Annotated in this window: 15 protein-coding genes; 11 read left to right on the top strand and 4 right to left on the bottom strand. The window is 38.3% G+C overall.

Features of this window, described 5'->3' with window-relative positions; translation table 11 throughout:
* Positions 1-97: 97 nt before the first annotated feature.
* On the bottom strand, positions 98-2,923 hold the full coding sequence (locus IEX29_RS08555; RefSeq protein WP_188734045.1) for a sigma 54-interacting transcriptional regulator: 2,826 nt from the start codon (positions 2,921-2,923) through the stop codon (positions 98-100).
* A gap of 748 nt (positions 2,924-3,671) precedes the next feature.
* On the opposite strand from IEX29_RS08555, the gene IEX29_RS08550 reads away from it, so the two are divergent.
* Entirely contained in the window at positions 3,672-4,514 is an 843-nt protein-coding gene (locus IEX29_RS08550; protein WP_188734044.1) for an aldo/keto reductase, read from the top strand.
* Positions 4,515-4,601: 87 nt separating this feature from the next.
* Positions 4,602-4,931, top strand: coding sequence for a YflT domain-containing protein (locus IEX29_RS08545; protein ID WP_188734043.1), 330 nt, complete (start codon positions 4,602-4,604; stop codon positions 4,929-4,931).
* 80 nt (positions 4,932-5,011) lie between these two features.
* Here IEX29_RS08545 and IEX29_RS08540 read toward each other — a convergent pair whose 3' ends face one another.
* Positions 5,012-5,449: a pyridoxamine 5'-phosphate oxidase family protein gene (locus tag IEX29_RS08540; RefSeq protein ID WP_188734042.1), complete on the bottom strand. Its 438-nt coding sequence runs from the start codon at positions 5,447-5,449 to the stop codon at positions 5,012-5,014.
* A gap of 175 nt (positions 5,450-5,624) precedes the next feature.
* Here IEX29_RS08540 and IEX29_RS08535 point away from each other — a divergent pair, with 175 nt between their 5' ends.
* The 5 genes from IEX29_RS08535 to IEX29_RS08515 all read left to right on the top strand — a co-directional run bounded on the left by IEX29_RS08535 (position 5,625) and on the right by IEX29_RS08515 (position 12,070).
* On the top strand, positions 5,625-5,891 hold the full coding sequence (locus tag IEX29_RS08535) for a hypothetical protein (protein WP_188734041.1): 267 nt from the start codon (positions 5,625-5,627) through the stop codon (positions 5,889-5,891).
* Positions 5,892-6,373: 482 nt separating this feature from the next.
* Positions 6,374-7,699 carry a hypothetical protein gene (locus IEX29_RS08530; RefSeq protein WP_188734040.1) on the top strand — a complete coding sequence of 442 codons (1,326 nt, stop codon included), beginning with the start codon at positions 6,374-6,376 and terminating at the stop codon, positions 7,697-7,699.
* Between the two features lie 24 nt (positions 7,700-7,723).
* Positions 7,724-9,151, top strand: a complete 1,428-nt coding sequence (locus IEX29_RS08525) for a M20 family metallopeptidase (protein WP_188734039.1) — start codon at positions 7,724-7,726, stop codon at positions 9,149-9,151.
* Between the two features lie 24 nt (positions 9,152-9,175).
* Positions 9,176-10,690, top strand: coding sequence for an AbgT family transporter (locus tag IEX29_RS08520; protein ID WP_188734038.1), 1,515 nt, complete (start codon positions 9,176-9,178; stop codon positions 10,688-10,690).
* An 87-nt stretch (positions 10,691-10,777) separates the two neighbouring features.
* Positions 10,778-12,070 (top strand): amidohydrolase, encoded by a 1,293-nt coding sequence (locus IEX29_RS08515; protein ID WP_188734037.1) that lies wholly within the window; start codon positions 10,778-10,780, stop codon positions 12,068-12,070.
* A gap of 54 nt (positions 12,071-12,124) precedes the next feature.
* Here IEX29_RS08515 and IEX29_RS08510 read toward each other — a convergent pair whose 3' ends face one another.
* Together IEX29_RS08510 and IEX29_RS08505 are read right to left on the bottom strand one after the other, a co-directional pair.
* Positions 12,125-13,321, bottom strand: a complete 1,197-nt coding sequence (locus IEX29_RS08510; RefSeq protein WP_188734036.1) for a spr1629 family repressor/antitoxin — start codon at positions 13,319-13,321, stop codon at positions 12,125-12,127.
* Positions 13,322-13,345: 24 nt separating this feature from the next.
* The gene (locus IEX29_RS08505) at positions 13,346-14,089 is read right to left on the bottom strand and encodes a spr1630 family ClpXP-sensitive toxin (protein WP_188734035.1); all 744 of its coding nucleotides are present in this window, start codon (positions 14,087-14,089) and stop codon (positions 13,346-13,348) included.
* A gap of 323 nt (positions 14,090-14,412) precedes the next feature.
* Between IEX29_RS08505 and IEX29_RS08500 the strand changes: the two genes are divergently transcribed.
* From IEX29_RS08500 to IEX29_RS08485, 4 genes are all read left to right on the top strand, one after another.
* Positions 14,413-15,180 carry a 2OG-Fe dioxygenase family protein gene (locus IEX29_RS08500; RefSeq protein WP_188734034.1) on the top strand — a complete coding sequence of 256 codons (768 nt, stop codon included), beginning with the start codon at positions 14,413-14,415 and terminating at the stop codon, positions 15,178-15,180.
* Between the two features lie 204 nt (positions 15,181-15,384).
* Complete coding sequence (locus tag IEX29_RS08495; RefSeq protein WP_188734033.1) at positions 15,385-16,230, top strand: MurR/RpiR family transcriptional regulator; 846 nt, start codon at positions 15,385-15,387, stop codon at positions 16,228-16,230.
* Between the two features lie 71 nt (positions 16,231-16,301).
* Positions 16,302-17,204, top strand: a complete 903-nt coding sequence (gene garR, locus IEX29_RS08490) for a 2-hydroxy-3-oxopropionate reductase (RefSeq protein WP_188734032.1) — start codon at positions 16,302-16,304, stop codon at positions 17,202-17,204.
* Between the two features lies 1 nt (position 17,205).
* The gene (locus IEX29_RS08485; protein WP_188734031.1) at positions 17,206-18,645 is read left to right on the top strand and encodes a four-carbon acid sugar kinase family protein; all 1,440 of its coding nucleotides are present in this window, start codon (positions 17,206-17,208) and stop codon (positions 18,643-18,645) included.
* Positions 18,646-18,663 lie beyond the last annotated feature (18 nt).

Here is an 18,663-nt window from a genome sequence, read left to right as displayed (position 1 = left end):
CAATTTACAAGCAAAAAGCATGCCAATAATCTGTCGTATTTTGAAATCCCATAAAAAAAGCTGCCAGATAAAAGCTGACAGCATTGATTTTATAGAGTTAATAAAATAAAACCTCATAGATATATTCTATTTCAATAGCAGGAAATTTTATATCATATGACAGTTCAATTTGTCGAAGTGACAGTTTGATGACACTCCTTTCTTTTTGGTTATCCAAAGAACCTGGATCGAAGTTTTTCGATTTAAGAATAGCAACATCATCTGCAACAAGTCTTTCTACTGTACAGCAGCAATGAATTAAGAAACGCAGCATAATAAGCATGGAAGGCTGTATATCTAATTGTCTGCAAATGTGTTCATACACTGATTTCATCTCTATCAACAGCTTTTGAGGATTGAGAACATGGATGTGATTAGCAATAGCCTCTAAAGATACATTTTGGATATAATTAGATGAAATTTCTTCCTGAATAACTTTGCTCGACTTGCTATCCATATTATATCCGAGTACAACCATTAAATTCTCGATTCCTTTTTCGGAAAAAAGGATGTCTAATGGAATAAAAGGCACGTCAAGAAGGTCTGTTTCAAAGGTGCCAATCATTGCTAATGGATACTCATGCTCTTCCAAATAACCGGATAGTTTATCGACACTTTTTGTTTCTTCATAGCTTAAGGTCAGCAATCGCAGATTGGAAGGTAAATAATCTCCAAAGGTATCCTGTAATAAATTCTTGATTTTTATTGCTGCTCCGATACCTGTGGCACAGGTTATGATAATGACCTGACTGTCATAAGATAGTTCTTTCTGATAGAGAACGACTTTTAAATTCCTGTCATGCATGGCTGAAAGCAGATAGTTAAAATCAGTAGATTCATACATGATGACATTCATCAGTTCAATGATAGACAGTAGATTGATGTCTTTAATCATCAAAACATCGATTTGAAATTCTTTAGATACAATATTCCCAAAATACATCGGAGAACCGACGTCAACGAGAAGCACCAGTTTTTTTATGTTTTGTTTATCCACTAATTGCTTAAGAAGATTCAATGTTTCATTTACAGGCTGTTCAAAAGGGATATCAATAGCCTGGATAACATTTTTCTGGAACAATTTATTCGTATAACCAGCTAAACTGGAGGCTGTGGATTCACCATGAGCGATAATAACAACATCATTATCGTATTTCTTTTCAGCTGTATTGTCTTCATGTGATAATCTTTGTAAAAATAAAGACATAAATGATAATTCCACCGGCGGGCAGTTTATTTGAAAGGTTTCCTCTATATGTGTACATATTTTTTTTACTTCCTCAAAATAATCGAGTTTATTAATAACGAGTCCTTTATCAAATAAGAATAAGCTGTCTCCCGGTGTATTGCTCACGATAGAAATAAGAGAATAGATATGGTTGATTAAGATATTTTTCTTTAGCTTTGTAAAAGACAGCAGCAATGACTGTTCGATATGTGAGACAACATTATCTATTTTATGAAGCATCGAATTGTCGTCCTGAAGGATCCTTGCTACATTTTTCTGCTGAAATGTATAGTCAAAATGAGATTGAATTTTCTCCCGTAAAAACGCTAGAATATCCTGACGAGACAGATTACTGCTTTGCAATTCTTTATATTCCTTGAGTAATAGGGAGTAAAAAGGGTCTAATTGGCTGATAGCTTTCGGCAGCGGTAATAACGAGTCTACCCTGATAGACGGATCTCCAGGGATAAAAAAGATTTCCTCCGGCTGTTCGTCAGAATCTGCTGATGCAGGGATAAGATTTTTATCTTCTATTAAATTAAAATCAATAGAGATGGTTTTTAAATTTTTGGTCATACCGTGCAGGTACCCTTCTGCACAAATCAATTGAATATCACTTTTCATCTGCCCGACATTCCCCGGATAATGTTGATTAGCGATAAATTTTAAAATTTCCTCAGAAACCTTCAATGATTTCTTGATTTGATTGCTTTCTTGCTGGAAGAAGGACAGTGCTAATTCTAATCTTTCTTTTTCTGTCCGTTCAGCAAGAGAAGGAATCTGTGCAACTACCTGGATCCTGCGCAAGAAGGTCTGCAGCAGAGCAGATTGGACATCTTCTGTTGTTGCACAGATAATACGTACATTTACTGGGTGATAGAGAGATTCGCCCATTCGTGAATAGCTTCTGCGATCTAAAACGGTAAATAATTTCTCCTGCCCTTCAGATGTTAAACGATGTACCTCATCCAGAAAAAGGAATCCATTATTCGCCTTCTCAATCAATCCTGCTTTATCAGCTTCAGCCCCGGTAAAGGCTCCTTTTACATGGCCAAATAAATGGGAGGTAAGCAGTTCTGGATTACTATGGTACTCAGAGCAATTAAAATAGACAAAAGGGATAGATTGCTGCTGATAGCTTTCCATATATTTATGAACGGTTTCTGCAACTTTATTTTTCCCCACACCGGCTTCACCTGTGAGCAATACATTTAAGCCAAACGGCGGGTAGAGCATCGCTGCTTTCAGCTTGGCAATAACCTTCTCCATGCTTTCGTTGCTGCCGATAATTTCATTGAAAATATGATTACTATTATCACCTGGTGAATATTTTACTGTATCTATCTGATTTTCCGATGACTTAAAGAAGTCTTTTATTTTCAAATATTGGTCAGATGGAATCTCTATTTTCTGCCCGGAACGGTATTCTAATATTTGAAGATCAAAAAAGTATACAGGACGACTTTTTATTTTGATTGCCCGGCCTTCTTTAACCAATTCATTTAAATCTTCACTGATAGAGTTTCTCGCAATTTGTAAGCTTTCACTAATCTCTTTTGCTGTGAATCCTGAAAAGGATCCTTCTATTAATTCACTTTTGGATATGCTTTTTGACATTCTTTTAAGCTCTCTAGCCACTCTATCTATTCTGCGCATTATACGATGACCACCTTTCCGCTTCATTCTTAGGAGATATTGCCCTGCGCTGAAGGGCTTGCATTTTGTGTGGGCGTTTGTATAGGAAGTGTTACAATCTATAATAACTTTTTAAATAGCCAAAAATACAATTGCATCATCTTAATTATAAGGCTATTCAAACAAAAATGAGTTGTTTTTAATTCTATAAATAGGGTATACTATTTATAGAATGACATATAATTAAAAGACCGCTCCATGCAGCAACATGGAACGGTCACAACAGACTGAACCCCATCAAGAGGGGCTAGGCAGCGAGAAAAATAATCCCTCACTTTCCTACGACAGAGCATGAGGGATTATTTTTTATGGTTTTTATCTGACGTGATAAACGCTATTAACATCCCGAAGGATATCATTAGTGCTAACACGTTCTCTAAACCCGTAGGAAACACCTCCCTCCTTAGGAAGCCTCCAGCTAAAGACTACCGGACAGGACGACAAGTGCCATCATAACCCCTCATGTGAAGCCAGTATATTGATGTGACTATTATACCACAAATTAATTGTCCAACTGATAGAATAAAAGGTTGTATTTTTAATTAATCTATAAGCTGATAAAGAAAAAAGTACCGCTGTCATGATTGCTTAAATATGAATAACTTGATAACAATAATGACGATATTTAAAACATATAGGTCTCTCGTTTATCTACATTCTCCCAAGGGAATAGTAAAAAATAAATGAAAGCTGAAAGAGAGGTTATAGAATGGTTCAACTAGGCAAGGAAAATCTATTCCCGATCGGCATAGGGACCTGGCATATGGGAGACAGCCCGTCAAAAAGAAATCAGGAAATAGAAGCGCTCAGGTACGGTCTGGAAAATGGCATTGAAGTAATCGATACTGCTGAAATGTATGGAGAAGGAAATTCAGAAAATCTTATCGGTGAGGCTATCAAGGATATAAAGAGAGAAGATATTTATCTGATTTCCAAGTTCTATCCATTTCATGCACAGGAGCCGGAGTTGGAACGTTCACTTGAGAATTCTTTGGAACGGCTGGGTACAGATTATCTGGACTTATATCTGCTGCACTGGAAAAGCAGTACACCGCTCGAAGAAACCATTGAATCACTGGAAAAGTATGTGAAGGACGGAAGGATCCGGAATTGGGGTGTTTCCAATTTTGATACAGCAGATGTGGAAGGAATGTGGAAGCTGAAAGGCGGAGAGAATTGTACAGCAAATCAAGTATTATATAATATGGCCAGCAGAGGTATTGAATATGATTTACTGCCAGCGCAGAAAGAAAAATCACTTCCAACAATCGCTTATTCCCCTATTGCCCAAGGTGACACGAGAGGTGATAACATCGCAGGCAACAAAGTACTTCAGAAAATTGCTGAGCAGCATAATGCAACAATATTTCAGATTATGCTGGCCTGGACAATCCGGCATCATGATGTACTGGCCATCCCGCAATCCAGTAATAAAAAGCATATTCAGGAAAATATAGATGCTCAATCGATAAAGCTTTCTGAAGAAGAACTGCAGCTGATTGAAAAAGAATTTCCTGCACCAAAACGAAAGAAGCCGCTGGATATTATTTAGCTTAAATTTTTTCTTCTAAATACATGATTAAATTTATGTAAACCGGGAAAATAATAAATGTAACCATTTTTAAGGAGGTAATAAGAAATGACTTTTGTAAAAGCTTATACAAATGATGAAACATTAGAAAAAGATGTAAATAAGTTAAAAGACAATAATATTAGCTCTGGTGATATTTTTATCCTCTCACATGATGATGATCGGACTGCACGTATTGTGAAAAATACAGAAGCGTCAGGTGTCGATTATAATAAGAAGGATATTGGAGACTTTGAAAAACAAGGCGATGAATTAAGAGAAAAATTGCGTGAACTGGGAGTATCTGATGCAGATGCGCATGAATATGAAGAAGATATGGACGAAGGCAAAGTATTCCTGATTGTAAAAAATGATACAGCAGAAGGCGTGTTGAGTTAACTTTCACTATGAAAGGCTGTTAAATAGAAACCAGACAACCCATTCCCAACCAGAATGAGGTTGCCTGGTTTTTTGTTGTCTTATTCTAGAATATCCTCCGTTTTAATTGTCACAGGCGTATCAAGATTAGCGCTATTCATGATTTTAATTTGTACTGGAGTCAGTTTGAGAACAGTTAAATCCGGATCATTTTTTGAGTCAAAGTAGGTCTTATCCTGTGTTTCCCATAACCAGTCAATAACTTCCTGATCATTGATAATCTCTACCTTTGCTCGGATTTCCACAAAGCTTTTATTTTTTGTTTCTTCGTATCCCAGTAAAATATGCGCTTGCGGATTACTTTCTATTTCTTCTACTTTTGGAGAATCGTCATCCGTTTTGGTGTATAGTATGGCTTCATCATGGTAAAAAACCATATAACGGCTATTGGGTACGTTCTTATGTGAAGTGGAAAGAACACCAACCTTTGAAACATCTAAGATTTTTTGAATTTCTTCTGATATTTTTGCTTTATCCATCCTGTCACCTCATCTTGGTCTTATTTCTGCATTGTTAAATAAAACATCAGCTTGTAGTTTCTCCATTTCTTGTATAATTATTTTCCCTTTTTCCCTAATCTGCACAAAACAACAAATTAATTTTGAAAACGGTTAGCAATATAATGAAGTCAGAAGAAAAAGAGGAGGCATAATAATGGCAAATAATTGGTTAGATATAGAGAATAAAGTAGTCATTGTAACAGGTGGTTCATCTGGCATCGGCAGACAAGTTGATAAATCAATTAAAACATTAATGAAAGGTCGCCTTTATCATAAATGGGTAAAAAAGATGAAAGGTCACAAATTTATATTTGAAGCTTCGCCAACCATGGGGATACGCATTACTTTTCATTATCAGAATCCTGATTATATAGTTTTGCGAAATGTAGGAAATCATGATATTACATTATCTAATCCATAAAAAATTATTATAGTTACACGGGCACATAAATTAACATGATTTTAAAATAATAACTGGTACTGAAAAATACCAGCAAAAAAGCAACTGACTTCAATTTTTGAATAAATATATTATTAAAGAGTGCTCTAATAGGAGTGAGGATTGAAATTTTATATTGTTATGCTTGATACGTAAAAGGGGAGTATATTGATTTGAAATCAAAGTACTCCTCTTTTATTTGCTTTTTTTGTTATTAAATAGAATATTTTAAACAAATCCTGATTCATTCATAACAGAAATGATTTAAGGAAATTTCCGTTAATAAATACCCTGATGATTAATATTTACTACATGAAATCCTTTTATAAAGCTTAATAAGACCTATATTTACCATTATGTAGTTGACAAATAAAAAAGCGTTTAGTAGTATTTCATTAATTAAAGGAAATATTCCTTAATTGATGAATTTTCTAAATGCTAATTGATTGGAGGTGGTGAACGGTATGTATCTTAAATTTGGTGTAATTGGACCTGCCAAGTCCATTGAAAAAATTTTGGAAGTGGGAAAAGAGTTCAAAAATTTGAAATTGCTTTCGTTTCCTTACGAAGAGCTGGATGAAATTTCTGGAATTATAGAAAAAAATCGTTATCTTGTTGATCAATGGTTATTTTCCGGACTTTTAAATTACACTTACGCAATGGAAAATAAACTAATTCATGAAGATGAAGGCGGTTACCCTACTTTACACGGGTCGAGTTTTTTTGGCGAATTGCTTGAAGCACAATTAAATGAGGGAAGAATTTTTACTAAAATCAGCATCGATAATATTGAAAAAACAGAACTGGATAAAATTTTATCTTTTTATCATTTGGATGCTTTGAAATATTACACGATATCTTTTCAATTAGATTATTCGAGAAATGATGTCGTTGCTTTCCACAAAAAGCTTTACGACGAAGGAAAGATTGAGTTAGCAATAACAACCTTAAATGGAGTTTATTATCAGTTGAAAGAGGCAGGAGTTCCTGTATACCGGTTAACAGCATCCTATTTGTCTATTAAACTGACAATTGAATTGCTGATGGAGAAAGCTCAGGCCAATTTGTATGAGAATCGACAAATGGCGATCATCGGCTGCAGATTAAAGAATACTGCCAAAACGGTGACACAGCATCAGCTTTTTCAGTGGAAGCATCATCAGCTCAATTGGAAAAAGTCGCTGCTGCAGCTTACTGAGTCGCTTCAAGGTTCACTTGTTGAAGAGGGTGAAGGCTTGTTTTTTATCTTTACTACGAAAGGTGAAATCGATAATAAGGCGGAGCGTTCTTTATTTAAGCTGATAGAAGAATACCAGATTAAAGATCAGCTTGTTGCTGCTGTAGCAATTGGCTTTGGGGAGAATGTGCTGCATGCAGAGCAGAATGTCAGGTATGGTCTGAGTCAAGATCCACCTGAAAAAGAAGCCTCTATCCTCCTTGTAGAAGGAGCGGGAGAATTATCCAAAAAATCAGCTGATTCATTAGGAGGAACGCTGGATTTAAAAACTCTGGAGGAAGAGTTATCGAGACGTTTTGCCGATAAAAAGGTTAGTCCCCGCGATGTACTCAGGATCATCGTCTATTCACACAAGTACAATCAACAGGAATTTACTTCAGAGGATATTTCCAGATGGCTTCAGAGCACAGAGCGGAATGGAAGAAGAATACTGGCAGAGCTGGAGCAGGCTAATATAATCAAAAAATGTGGGAAAATTCAATCCAGTCAACGGGGAAGACCTAAAAATGTATATTGCTTCATTGATGCTAATCTTTTACAATTAAAAACTTAAAACAAAATGGAGGCGCTTGCAATAATGAAGGAATTTATTAAACGTTACCTTGATGAGCACAAGGAATATTTTGCAGAAGTTTCAAATTATGTATTCGATCATCCCGAAACCAGATTTGAAGAATATGAATCTGCGGCGTACCTTGCAAGGGAGTGTGAAAAGCAGGGATTTCAGGTTGAGCGGAATGTTGCAGGTATAGAGACAGCATTTACGGCTGCGTATGGTTCAGGTAAGCCGGTCATTGGATTTTTAGGTGAATTTGATGCGTTATCAGGACTTAGTCAGAAGCCGGGGGCTACGAAATATGCCCCATTAGAAAATGATGTAGGTCATGGCTGCGGTCATAATTTATTAGGTACAGGTGCTTTTGCAGCAGCCTGTGCTGTGAAGAGCTATTTAGAAGCGGAGAATCTTCCTGGTACAGTGATTTTCTTTGGATGTCCGGGAGAAGAAGGAGGATCCGGGAAAACCTTTATGGTACGGGATGGTGTTTTTGATGATGTTGATACAGCGTTGACATGGCATCCATCACCAGCGAATGCAGTAATGAGCCGCCCAACATTAGCAAACTATCAGGTTTTCTTCCGGTTTAAAGGTACTGCGGCACATGCTGCCAATTCCCCTCATCTGGGAAGAAGTGCGTTAGATGCTGTTGAACTGATGAATGTCGGTGTTAATTATTTACGGGAGCATATCGTAGACGACGCCCGGGTGCATTATGCAGTTACAAATTCCGGCGGCATTTCACCAAACGTTGTTCAATCAAATGCAGAAGTACTTTATTTAGTACGAGCTGCAAAGGTTGGGGAGGCTGGTGACATTTTAGAGCGTGTGAAGGATATTGCCAGAGGGGCTGCTCTAATGACCGGAACAGAATTGACGATTGAACTTGATAAAGCATGCTCGAATTATATTCCCAACCGGACCCTGGAAAAGATATTGTATCAGCAATTAATAGAATATGGTGTGGATGAAACTGCAAAAGAAGAAGAGTCGTTTGCCAAGGATATATGGGAGACCTTTACCAAAGAAGAGCAATCCTTTTATGTGGATCTGATGAGAGGTTTTGGCTATGCAGGCGATGGCAGCGAATTTGCTGGTAAATATATTTCAGACAGTATTTCACCGTACGAGGCGTCCAATGAGCTCTTACATGGTTCATCAGATGTTTCAGACGTGAGCTGGGTAGTTCCGACAGCCCAAGTAACTGCGGCCACTTCTGTGCTTGGTACACCACTGCATACGTGGCAAATGACAACGCAGGGTATAAGCAGTATTGCTAATAAAGGTATGCTTCGCGCTGCCGGAAGTATGGCTCTAACTGGGTTGACTCTATTAAAATCCGAAGAAAGCTTGAATGAAGTGAAAAAGGAGTTCCGGGCATTTGCGGAAAATAATCCGTATACATGTCCTATCCCTAAAGAAGTGAAACCATCGAAATTGAATGAATAAAAAATTTAATGAAGAGGTGAATTCATGAAAAAGAAAAAAGGATTTTTTCAAAAATTTCTCGATGTCGTTGAAAAAGTAGGGAATAAACTGCCGGATCCATTCGTGCTATTTATTGGACTGGCTGTATTTATGATTATCCTTTCATGGATTTTTAGCTTATTTAATGCATCGGTGATCCATCCTGGAAGCGGAGAAGAAGTGCCAATTAAAAGTCTTCTGTCTGGAGAAGGACTTGAATTTATTCTAACATCGATGCTTGATAACTTTACAGGCTTTGCACCGCTGGGTCTGGTATTGGTAATGATGCTTGGGATTGGACTGGCAGAGAAGGTAGGCTTGCTTGATTATGCGATTCGTAAAACGATTCTGAAGTCGCCGCCTTTCCTGTTAACTTATACGGTTGTATTTGTTGGGATTATGGGGAACCTGGCATCTGATGCAGCGGTTGTGTTAATACCCCCGCTAGCAGCATTGGTTTTCTATAAAGTCGGCCGTCATCCTCTGGCTGGATTAAGCGCAGGGTTTGCCGGTGCTGGTGCCGGATTTACTGCAAACCTGTTTATTGCCGGGACAGATGCTTTATTAGCAGGAATTTCCACTGAAGCAGCAAGAATCGTTGATGAAACAATGATTGTCACACCTGTTGATAACTGGTATTTCAATATCGTATCTGTGTTTGTTCTGACGATTGTCGGGGGACTTGTCACAACACGCTTTATTGAACCTCGTTTAGGTGAATACAAAGGGGACTCGGTAGAAGAAGAGAATGCAGAAGAATTGCCTAATGCAGGGAAAGGACTGCTGTATGCGGTTATTGCCGGGCTTATCTATATAGCAATTGTCGCAATTGCGGTATTTATTCCAAATAGTCCATTGACAAATGAAGAGGGCGGAATTATTCCTTCATCTCCATTTTTAGATGGTATCGTACCGCTTGTCCTGTTTCTCTTTATTATTGTAGGTGTTACTTTTGGAATCACTGTAGGAAAAATTAAATCAGGAAAAGATGTTAGTAATTATATGGCTGAGTCTATTAAGGACATGGCAAGTTATATTGTACTTGTTTTTGCCATTGCTCAATTTACAGCTTACTTTAACTGGAGTAACCTTGGAACGTGGCTGGCAGTGAATGGAGCAGAATTCTTAACCTCTGTTAATTTCACTGGAATGGGCCTGATTATCGGTTATATCATTTTTACAGCGATGCTGAACTTTCTTATTACCTCGGGATCAGCAAAATGGGCTATTGAAGCGCCAATATTTGTGCCAATGTTCATGCAGCTGGGCTATCATCCTGCATTTACACAGGCGGCATACCGTATTGCAGATTCATCAACAAATATTGTTACACCATTATTCCCGTATCTGGTTATTATTCTTGCGTTTATGCAAAGATATGATAAAAAGGCAAGTATTGGGACGTATATTTCTTTAATGCTTCCATATACCATTACGTTCCTGATTACATGGATTATATTGATTTTGGTATTCTATTTTACAGGAATACCGTTTGGACCGGGAATCCATCCACATTTATAAAATAAAACTTTCTTCAGTGGGGTTTCTTTGCACCCCCGAGTGAAGAGGACTGCGATAAAATAGATGAGAAAAAGGAGATATGGTCTTATGAAACAGGGAGAGTTGGCTGAGCAATTGATTGCCTGGCGCAGAGATTTTCATCAATACCCTGAACAAGGATTTCTGGAAATCCGTACTGCTTCCAAGGTGGCAGGGGTGCTAGATGAATTAGGTTATGAACTTGCACTGGGCAAAGAGGTAATGACAGAAGCGGGCTGCATGGGGAAACCGGGAGAAAAGGAAACAAAGCAGCATTTGGAGTGGGCTTTGGAAAATGGCGCTGATACGAGATATGTGGAGTATTTTGCAGAAGGATATACTGGAATTGTTGCGACACTTCGAACTGCACAACCGGGTCCAACGATTGCTTACCGGGTTGATATGGACGCATTGCCAATCCATGAATCTGATGCGGCTGACCATGTACCGAATCAAGCTGGATTTCGCTCTACTGCTACGGGTACCATGCATGCGTGCGGCCATGATTCCCATACTTCAATTGGTTTGGGACTGGCGACGAAGCTTGCAGAAAATAAAGATCAGCTCAGTGGAACAATTAAGCTTATTTTCCAGCCGGCCGAGGAAGGGACACGTGGTGCAAAATCAATGGCTGAGGCGGGAGTAGTAGATAATGTAGATTACTTTATTGCTTCCCATATCGGAACTGGAGTACCTCATCAGCATTTTGTAGCAGCGAGCAATGGTTTTTTGGCTACCTCTAAGTTGAATATTACCTTCAAAGGAGTAGCCGCACATGCTGGCGCCAAGCCGCAGGAAGGGAAAAATGCTTTGCTTGCAGCAGCTTCTGCAGTGTTAAATATGCATGCTGTTACCCGGCATTCAGATGGATCCTCCCGTGTTAATGTTGGTGAACTGCATGCAGGATCAGGGAGAAATATTATTCCTGACTATGCTATGTTAATCGCAGAAACACGCGGGGAGACATCAGAAATAAACCAGTATGTGAAGGAGCAGGTACAATCCATAGTGGACGGCGCTGCAAAAATGTATCAGCTTAATGCTAAGGTGGAGGTAGCTGGAGAAGCCTTGAATTGTGATTGCTCTTTAGGAGTGGCAGAGATTTTAAAACAATGTGCAGAATCTCATCCGGAAATTGCCGGGGCATTGCTGGAAAGTAGTGATAGTTCCGGATCAGAGGATGCAACGTATTTTATGGACAGAGTACAGCGTGGTGGCGGTCAGGCTACTTACTGTATTTTTGGAACAGAATTAGCGGCAGGGCATCATAATGAGAAGTTTGATATTCATGAGGATACGTTACTGCCCGCGGTGGAGGTTTTATATCAAGCTGCTAAGGAGATTGGCAGGATAGCTGAATAGAAAATACCCGCTTTTCTCTTTCTAATGAGAAGAGCGGGTATTTGTAATTGGGGCCTACCCATAGTTCGGTGAAATCTCAGCAATCTCAGCCAATTCAAAATTCTGCTTTTTCTGCAGGTACCTTCTAAAAAAGCTTTCTTCCATTCCTGTTAACTGATAAAAAAAGCCAGTCTCAGCCATCCAGTCTACGTCCATCATATGTTGTATATCAATAATGCCTTCTTTTACAGCATAATCAATAATAGATTTGATTTTTTGCGGTCTTTGGATAGGCAATGCTTCATCCAGCGGCTCTTGTTTTAAATAACCTTTTCGATGAAGTGCAGCATAGAAATTTCGGTGCTTTTTGGAATCCAGAATATTTAACCTCAATGCCTGGTAGCCTAAAACTTGCAGAGACACCAGCCATTTCTTTTTTAAATCCAAATAAGCATCCGGGTTAGCTGGGCGGGAAAGGTCGAGTAATTCTTCTTTCAGTATTTGTTCAGGGAGAAGAAAAGCACCTGCAAACTGATTGGCTTCATTTTCTAGTGTCTTATATTCTTTACGGTCTAGATTAGTAAATTCAACACGAAAATGCAGCAGCAGATGACCAAGCTCATGCGCAATATCAAAATTTCGGCGTGCAGCAGAACGCTTTAAATTTCCCAAGATAATAAAAGGTCTGTCCTGCTTTGTCCATACGCTATAAGCATCAATTTCTTCACCAATAGCTTTTTCAAAAATAAAGATGCCGCTTTTTTCAGCGAGAAACATCAGGTTGCTGTTTGTCGTCTGGCCAAGTCCAAGCTCTTCTCGTGCCAGTTTCGCAGCTTTTATTATTTGTTCCTGCCTGCTGTCGTTCGATGTATTTAAATAATGGATGATACGATTTCTTAGCTGAATAACTTTCTGAGTCGGGTAAGAAATTTTACTGGATAAATAGTCTACAAATCGATCAAGAAATTCCATGTATTTTGCTTCGGCTTGTGTTTTAGACATCAAATTAATCTCTTTTGATCGATAAGCGATGTTCATCATATTGATATTCGTCTGGTTATGCGTATTTCCGAGTGCATCTGCCTTATAAAAATACTTGCTTTTAACATGAAATATATTTTTTAGGTTATTTACTATCTCCATTTTTGGTGAAGTATAATTATTTTCATATTGCCATACTGCCTGCTCCGTTATACTCAACATTTCAGAGAGCTTTTTACGTGAATATCCACGCATCATACGTAAATTGGTCAGGTTTTCACCTTGGAACATGTAGTGCCCTCCTTGTCATAAAAATTATTCTTGTTCTTCTTCTAAAATGCCAATGTCAAATTCTTCAGGGTTAATTATATCATTATCCTGTTCTGGAGCAATTATGTCTCTTTCTTCATCGGTTAATTCGGAACCTGAGATGTAATCTGAAAGGTCTTCGATTAGATAAGCTTTGTTATCATCAGGGTTTGGGAGATAATGCATTATTTCAGATATCTGATAGGCATCATCAATGCTATAAGTAAGAATGTGAAATTCGTTATAAGACGCTTGTAAATCTGTAAGCTCATTTTGTACTTGCATATCAGTTATAAATAAAGAAAGCTGTTCACTCATTTCATTTGAACTATTCGCATTCTTAGATGTATCTATAAAGTCAAGGTGCTCATTTATTTTCGAAAGCTCATGGAGGTAGGTTCTTTGCGGTCTTTTATGATTCATATTTCCAGGGAGTATTGCTTGAGAAAAACGATCTTTATTGAAATACGCCGCATTTTTAATTAAAAAAAGTTTTTTCGTGTCTCCATTAATAAACTGTAAATAATCCCATGTTAAACCTGCTTTTGCACGTCTATATGTTAAATGAACCCTGTCACTATTTTCAGCAAGTCTGCTTTCAATAAAGTTTCCCTTAGTCCATGCGAAGGCAAAGCTGATTTTCATATTGTGATGACGTTCTTTACGATGATCTACGTAATCCCGGTAACCTTCAACAATAGCCTCCACAATAAATTTACTGTCACTTGAGTCAAATTTATATTGATCCATCTAACCACCCCTGAGATATAATTTATAATTCTATTTTAATAGAATGGTTGTAATATATCTATGAAAAAAAGGGTATTTTTTAAAGTAAATATGAAAATGAACGATTATATTAAAGGAACAGCTGGATTTATTATTATTTTCATCAATAAAACTTCCTTTAATTCATAAATTTTCTAGTTAATAACGTCACTATATAATTTAAACAAACTTCTATCCCATTTGTTTTTTCAATCCAAATCCTCTAAAATAATAATTTGTAATTGCTTTGGTAATAGAACCTATTAGAAATACTAAGAAGTATACACAATAAAGGAGTAATATAGATGAGTAACTTAAAAAATAATGGCTATGCGCGGTATGATTTAATGCGGCAATTAGACTATGAAGGTATAGAAGCAGACTATCAGGCATTATTAAATTATTTTGAGGACCTTCCTGCTGACGAATATGCCAAAGGGTTAAATCGCTATAGAAGATATTCACGTGCACTTGTGTTGCCAACCTCTGGTCAGATTGAATGGCTTCCAACGCTTACTAAAGATGGAAAGGAGTACTCTGCATACTTCCAAGGAAAATTTAATCCGGAATATCCAGGCTCTTATCGCGAATTCCCTTGTATTGATAAAGAAATACAAGCAAATAAATTATTAGAAAAAATTATCCTGTTTGATTATCATGAAACATTTTGGAAGGAAGAAGACCGTATCATGCCGATTCACGTTGGTGTGCATTTTGTAAAGCTTTATGTGGAAAATGATACGGACAAAGCTGTTTCTTCACCGAATTGTTTTCATCAGGATGGAGAGCCGTTTACTTTTGCCCATTTAATCAAAAGAGAGAACGTAAAAGGCGGTACCAACGCCATTGGCGTTCCAAATGCAGCAGGAGAAAATTTTGATACGGTTAATCAGGAAGATGTGAAAGAGATTTTTGAAATTACAAAGCCTTTGGAATCATATGGGGTAGCGGATTCAGCGGTTTCCCATTATGTCAGTCCTATTGAAAAAGGTGATGGGGAGGAAGCTGGTGTCCGTTCGGTCATCTTAATTGATTATCAGCAAACTGTTGTAGCTGATGTAGATGATGAATAATGTATTCATAGCGTTAAAGACATAGCCTATCTGAAAATGTATTTCAGATAGGCTATGTCTTTATTTAGCTTAGATAGCAGAATCCATATACTCTGATAATGATGTAGTAAAACTACAAAGAAAAACGTTTTTTCTGAAAAATATAACTTGTCTATCTTTAATATGTGTAGTAATATTACTAACATAATAGGTGAGGAGGAAGAAATGAAAAGTTTTAAACATCGAATTCAAGAAAAAAGGAAATCGCTTACAAATACTGAACATAAGATTATACATCAATTAGAGATACATAAGAAACCATTTTTACTATCTATGAATGAGCTGGCGGGATTGAGCCTGGTTAGTGAGCCAAGTGTTGTACGTCTTTATCGGAAACTTGGTTATAACAGTTATCAGGAATTGAAGGTGGCTCTGGCACAGGAGCAGGGGGATTATCAACAGGCAAACCCTGCACAGGTGGATATCTTACCTGAGGATGATATCGGGACCATGTTTGAAAAGATTGGACAGCAGTATTTTCAAGCTATGAAGCTGACAAAAGCAAAAATGAATGAAAAAAAGATTTATGAAGCTGTCGGCAGATTAATTTCAGCGAATCAAATCTATTTCATTGGACAAGGGTTATCAGGAACTGTTGCGGAGGATTGTGCCCATAAATTTATGCGGCTCGGCGGAAAAGCGATAGCCGTTAAAGATCCGCATTATCAAGCCATTTATGCCAGTCATATGTCAGAGGGAGACGTTGTAATAGCTATCTCCCATTCTGGAGAAACCATCGACACCATCCATGTTAGTGAAATGGCTAAAAATAACGGGGCATTTTTAATTGTTATTACTTCTAATGAAAACGTTTCACTGGCAGGGATGGCAGATTGTCTGCTGCTGACGCAGGCAAATGAAACAAACAGACAGTCAGATGCAATGGTTTCAAGGCTTATTCAGTTAACAATGATGGATACGCTGTATACAAAGATGTCTGCGATGCTTGGGGAAGAAGGCAAAAGACAAATCAATTTATCCCGTCTGGCCGTTACGAGAATGAAGAAGTAAGGGAGCAGATAATGAAGAAAATGATAAATGTTAACAGGTATGTATTTAATCTATAAAAAGGAGGCTAAAAGATGAAACAAAGTGTCGGATTTATTGGATTAGGAATTATGGGGATGCCGATGACAAAGAATTTATTAAAAGCTGGCTTTAGGGTGACTGCTTTTGATCTAAATCCAGAGGCAGTGAAAACAGTTGCGGCAGCAGGAGCAATACCCGCAGCAACCGGAAAAGAAGTGGCTGAAAACAGTGAAGTGGTTATTACCATGCTTCCAAAGGGAGCCCATGTCCGTGCGGCTATTTTTGGCATGAATGGCGTTATCGAGGGCGCAAAGGAAGGCTCCATTATTGTGGATATGAGCTCTGTATTACCGACAGAGTCAAAACAGCTGTCACTGGAAGCAGCAGAGCATGGCGTTTCATTTTTAGATGCACCGGTAAGTGGTGGAGAGACAGGAGCAATTGAGGGAACGCTTGCTATTATGGTTGGAGGTGCATCAGCTGATTTTGAAAATGTAAAGCCGATATTGAGAGCAGTGGGAAAAGAAGTTGTTTTAGTTGGTGATTCCGGTTGTGGATCTACAGCAAAATTGGCTAATCAGATTATCGTTAACTTAAATATTGCTGCTGTTTCTGAGGCAGTGACACTTGCTGCCAAAGCGGGGATTGATACAGAGAAAATGTATCAGGCGATTCGTGGTGGCTTGGCTGGAAGTGCGGTATTGGATGCAAAAGTTCCAATGATGCTGGACCGTAATTTTACAGCTGGCGGACGCGTGGATATAAATATGAAGGATATTACCAATGTAATGAATACGGCACATGATTTGCATGTACCACTTCCATTATCCAGTCAGCTATTGGAAATTTTCCATTCTTTAGCAAGCGACGGCAAAGAAACATTAGACCATGCAAGTATTGTGCAGCATTATGAAAAATTAGCAAATGTGATTGTGAAAAGAGAAGAGGTGGAGTAATATGGCAGAAACGCTAAATGCAAAAGAGACTTTGAGCAGCATCAAAGTAGTTGATGGACAGCAAACGCTATCCGTTCTGCAAGCAGAATTAGCAGATTCTCCGTATAAAATTGTTGTCCTTGATGATGACCCCACAGGAATTCAGACGGTACATGGTGTATCTGTTTATACAAATTGGGATAAAGCCTCGATTGAAGCAGGATTTGAAGAAGAGGTAAGTATGTTTTTCATTTTGACAAACTCACGCGGATTTACTGAACAGGAAACGATCCGCTGTCATACAGACATTGCTGAGCGGGTCCAGACAGTATCTGAGGAAAAAGACATTCCTTATATTTTAATCAGCCGTTCAGATTCTACAATGCGTGGGCACTACCCGCTGGAAACAGAGATTTTGAAAGAAACTATCGAAGAAAAGGGAGCAGTTTCCTTTGATGGAGAGGTCATTATTCCATTTTTCAAAGAAGGCGGAAGATTCACCATAAATAATGTTCACTATGTTCAGGATGGAGATGTCCTGGTTCCTGCCGGGGATACAGAATTTGCAAAGGATAGAACATTTGGATTCACTGCTTCTGATCTTGGTGAATGGGTGGAGGAAAAAACGAATGGCCGATATACAAAAGAAAGTACGATTTATATTTCGTTAAAGGATTTGCGTAACCAAAAAGCAGATGAAATTAAAGAACAATTGCTGCAGGCAAAGGATTTTCAAAAAATCATAGTGAACGCAGTCGGCTATGAGGATGTAGAGGTTTTTGCTACAGCATTAATCAAAGCTATTCGTGCCGGGAAGCATTTTATCTGCCGGAGCGCCGCTTCCTTAACAAAAGTACTTGGAGGTATCAGTGACAAGCCTTTATTAACCAGAGAAGAAATGCTTATTTCTAAAAGCAGGAAAAATGGTGGACTGGTGGCAGTCGGCTCTCATGTGAAAAAGACAACAGAACAATTACAGCACCTGTTGGATAGCGGATTGGTACAGGGAATTGAATTCGATGTGCATCTCGTTCAGGATGAAGAGCAGTTCAAAAAAGAAACAGAACGGGTTCGTTTAGCCTGTGAAGAAGCAATTAAAAACGGACAATCTGTTGTTTACTATACGCGCAGAGAACGTCTGGACCTTGGAGAAAATAAGAAGGAAGAAGAATTAAAGCAATCTGTAAAAATTTCAGATGCGGTAACGAGTATTGTGAAGGATTTGGCAGTACAGCCGAGTTATATTGTTGCAAAGGGCGGGATTACCTCCAGCAGTATCGGAACAGAAGGCTTGTCTGTGAAACGTGCAGAAGTAGCAGGACAGGTGAAACCGGGTATTCCTGTTTGGAAGACTGGACCTGAGAGCAAATTTCCAAATGCTGCTTATATTATTTTCCCCGGAAATGTCGGACAGCCGGAAACGCTAAAAGAAGTTGTAGCTGTTTTAGAGGGGAAAGAGTAGCAGATGAAAAAAACGTAA

The organism is Oceanobacillus neutriphilus (assembly GCF_014645515.1).
GTDB classification, from domain to species: Bacteria; Bacillota; Bacilli; order Bacillales; family Amphibacillaceae; genus Oceanobacillus; species Oceanobacillus neutriphilus.
The sequence above is the reverse complement of the archived record's forward strand: the minus strand, read 5'-3'. Positions and strand labels throughout refer to the sequence as shown.